The sequence below is a fragment of the Gilliamella sp. X-46 genome (assembly GCF_057063525.1).
In genome coordinates this window covers 1-1,784 of the sequence record NZ_JBXSQH010000030.1, presented here as the reverse complement: position 1 = coordinate 1,784, position 1,784 = coordinate 1, and the positions used below count along the sequence as shown (strand labels likewise).

Genomic DNA, 1,784 nt, shown 5'->3' with positions numbered 1-1,784 from the left:
TTCTTCTAAACAAACAATCTGTGTGAACACTTACGAGCTCTTCGTAAGGAGGTGATCCAACCGCAGGTTCCCCTACGGTTACCTTGTTACGACTTCACCCCAGTCATGAACCACACCGTGGTAAACGCCCTCCCGAAGGTTAAGCTATCTACTTCTGGTGCAACCCACTCCCATGGTGTGACGGGCGGTGTGTACAAGGCCCGGGAACGTATTCACCGTGACATTCTGATTCACGATTACTAGCGATTCCGACTTCATGGAGTCGAGTTGCAGACTCCAATCCGGACTTAGACGTACTTTATGAGGTCCGCTTACTCTCGCGAGGTCGCCTCCCTTTGTATACGCCATTGTAGCACGTGTGTAGCCCTGGTCGTAAGGGCCATGATGACTTGACGTCGTCCCCACCTTCCTCCGCTTTATCAACGGCAGTCTCCTTTGAGTTCCCGGCCTAACCGATGGCAACAAAGGATAAGGGTTGCGCTCGTTGCGGGACTTAACCCAACATTTCACAACACGAGCTGACGACAGCCATGCAGCACCTGTCTCACAGTTCCCGAAGGCACTCTCATATCTCTACAAGATTCTGTGGATGTCAAGACCAGGTAAGGTTCTTCGCGTTGCATCGAATTAAACCACATGCTCCACCGCTTGTGCGGGCCCCCGTCAATTCATTTGAGTTTTAACCTTGCGGCCGTACTCCCCAGGCGGTCGATTTATCGCGTTAGCTTCGGAGCCCATCACTCTAGGCAACAAACTCCAAATCGACATCGTTTACAGCGTGGACTACCAGGGTATCTAATCCTGTTTGCTCCCCACGCTTTCGCATCTCAGCGTCAGTATCTGTCCAGAAGGCCGCCTTCGCCACCGGTATTCCTCCACATCTCTACGCATTTCACCGCTACACGTGGAATTCTACCTTCCTCTACAATACTCCAGATAACCAGTTTTAAGTGCAATTCCTAGGTTGAGCCCAGGGCTTTCACACCTAACTTAATTATCCGCCTACATGCCCTTTACGCCCAGTCATTCCGATTAACGCTCGCACCCTCCGTATTACCGCGGCTGCTGGCACGGAGTTAGCCGGTGCTTCTTCTGTAATTAACGTCAATTAACGCACCTATTAGATACGCTACCTTCCTCATCACCGAAAGTACTTTACAACCCGAAGGCCTTCTTCATACACGCGGCATGGCTGCATCAGGGTTCCCCCCATTGTGCAATATTCCCCACTGCTGCCTCCCGTAGGAGTCTGGACCGTGTCTCAGTTCCAGTGTGGCTGGTCATCCTCTCAGACCAGCTAGAGATCGTCGCCTAGGTGAGCCTTTACCCCACCTACTAGCTAATCCCATATGGGTTCATCAAATGGCGCATGGCCCGAAAGTCCCATGCTTTGGTCTCACGACATTATACGGTATTAGCAGTCGTTTCCAACTGTTGTCCCCTTCCATTCGGCAGATCCCCATACCTTACTCACCCGTCCGCCACTCGTCATCAAGTGCAAGCACTCATGTTACCGTTCGACTTGCATGTGTTAAGCCTGCCGCCAGCGTTCAATCTGAGCCATGATCAAACTCTTCAATTTAAAGTTTGATGCTCAATAACTGTCTCTGACATATTCAAATGAATCTTCAGTGTCACTTATCAAGACTTAATTTTTAAGTCCGTAGACTTTTCATTCTTCGTCTCGCAAGTGCCCACACAGATTGTCTGTTTCTTCTTTTTAAAGAGCTGACAGCTTTTATATTAACCAAACATTTTACCGCTTTAGTTTGCTGTCTCAAGGG

1 rRNA gene is annotated in these 1,784 nt (G+C 49.8%); it reads right to left on the bottom strand.

What is annotated here, in order from left to right:
* Window positions 1–44 precede the first annotated feature (44 nt).
* A 16S ribosomal RNA gene (locus ACYIAJ_RS11220) occupies window positions 45–1,582 on the bottom strand.
* Window positions 1,583–1,784 lie beyond the last annotated feature (202 nt).